The 1,554-nt window shown below is 34.5% G+C and carries 3 protein-coding genes; all 3 read right to left on the bottom strand.

Going from position 1 to position 1,554, the window contains the following annotated elements; translation table 11 throughout:
* Positions 1-21: 21 nt before the first annotated feature.
* The 3 genes from L1D51_RS21390 to L1D51_RS21380 all read right to left on the bottom strand — a co-directional run bounded on the left by L1D51_RS21390 (position 22) and on the right by L1D51_RS21380 (position 1,470).
* Positions 22-465 carry a hypothetical protein gene (locus L1D51_RS21390; RefSeq protein WP_239964824.1) on the bottom strand — a complete coding sequence of 148 codons (444 nt, stop codon included), beginning with the start codon at positions 463-465 and terminating at the stop codon, positions 22-24.
* Positions 466-504: 39 nt separating this feature from the next.
* On the bottom strand, positions 505-945 hold the full coding sequence (locus L1D51_RS21385) for a DUF695 domain-containing protein (protein WP_239964823.1): 441 nt from the start codon (positions 943-945) through the stop codon (positions 505-507).
* 96 nt (positions 946-1,041) lie between these two features.
* The gene (locus tag L1D51_RS21380; protein WP_239964822.1) at positions 1,042-1,470 is read right to left on the bottom strand and encodes a hypothetical protein; all 429 of its coding nucleotides are present in this window, start codon (positions 1,468-1,470) and stop codon (positions 1,042-1,044) included.
* Between the last annotated feature and the right edge of the window lie 84 nt (positions 1,471-1,554).

Here is a 1,554-nt window from a genome sequence, read left to right as displayed (position 1 = left end):
TCTTAACTCATTGTTTCTGCATTAAAATGAATTGTATGTATCCAAAAAAAATTTCTTCGAATAATCAATATCTTTACTAAGCAAAACATCTTTGACGACCAATTTTTCTGGTTCGCCATTTTTTGAAAAAAAGATGAGGATAAATTCCATACAATATCTTATTTCACTGGAATTCTTTAACTCACCGTAAAGTTCACTTTGCTCGATTGGTTTAAAGGAGTTTGCATGTATAAACACCACATTCAAAGTTGGGCCTTCGTTTTTATGGATTTGAGCATCGATCTGAACAAATTTAACAGCAACATTTTTTAGTTCAGGCTTCTCACGCAACAAAAATGTTCTTGCTTTATCTTCGATTAATTCACTATTAATTGATGCTAAATCCCCCCAATGCATAATTTGATCAGGTGCAGAAAATGCAATCATACTAACAAGCATTAAACTTGAAATAATTAATTTATTCATCGTGGATTAAATCCTTTGAACAACATTTAATTGTTTTAGCTAAACACCGCAGATTTGGTATACAAGGCTAATTTGCTCCCACTCAGGATCGTTTTCAACCTGCAGGTGTATAGGTAACTTTGGAAACTCAGATAAGGCCGTATTGATTCTAAGACCGACTTCTTCAACACGATTAATATAGTAATGCCATTCACGGCTTCCATTACAAGTAAGTACAAACGCTAAGACAGCTATACGATCTGAGTCAAGAGTCGCATCTAAAGCGTCCTCAAAACATTTCATCGTTTCACTTTGCTCAGTTGATGGCATTCCATTAAGGTTATCTGCATCGTACTCCCATATGATAACTAATCTTTGAGGATAATCACTGCTTGCGATAAAAGGTACCAGATCAGTTCGATAACGAATTAGTCTAGGCATACCGCCATTATCACTTTCTGCTATATTCCATGGTGCTGAATTGGCTGCTGCGATCTTCATTAATGAATTCCTTTTTATAGAAGTTAATGTCCAAATGTATATTTCAATAATTTCGAGTAAAATACATCCTAAACAGCATAAAGCTATTAATCAGGCCTAATCGAGATAAATTTTGTTTGAGTACATGTCTAAATAACCATAACCACTAATTGTCTCGATTTGAGAAGGCAGACCATAGATAGGCTCTGAAACAGCTTGAATTGGAAAGTTTAGTTTTGGTAAATCAATTGTATTAGGTGTTGATATGCCAAACCAAAAGCCAACTGGTTCATCATCAACAAACATACATGGTTGCGTATACTCAATCCCGGCTAAGCCGATATGAATGTAACCCAAGAATTTATTGCCAATAGCATCAGTAAACTGTGATTTTACAAGTAACTGATTATTTGGGTTTAATGTATCAGCTTCAGAGGCTGGTGTTACAATCGTTTCATCAACTGAATCATCCTTACAATACTTAAAAAGCCAAACAGCATGTTCATTAAGATCTTGAACAGTAATTTCCCAACAAAATTTATCCATGACTTCCCTTATCTACTCTAATGTCTATTCATTATTACACTGCAGAGAACACTGACACATAAAGTTAGCAACAAACTATAACTA

Origin of the sequence: Pseudoalteromonas shioyasakiensis (assembly GCF_022398475.1) — a bacterium.
Classification (GTDB): Bacteria; Pseudomonadota; Gammaproteobacteria; order Enterobacterales; family Alteromonadaceae; genus Pseudoalteromonas.
Note: the sequence above shows the minus strand (reverse complement) of the source record. Positions and strands in the feature narration are given on the sequence as shown.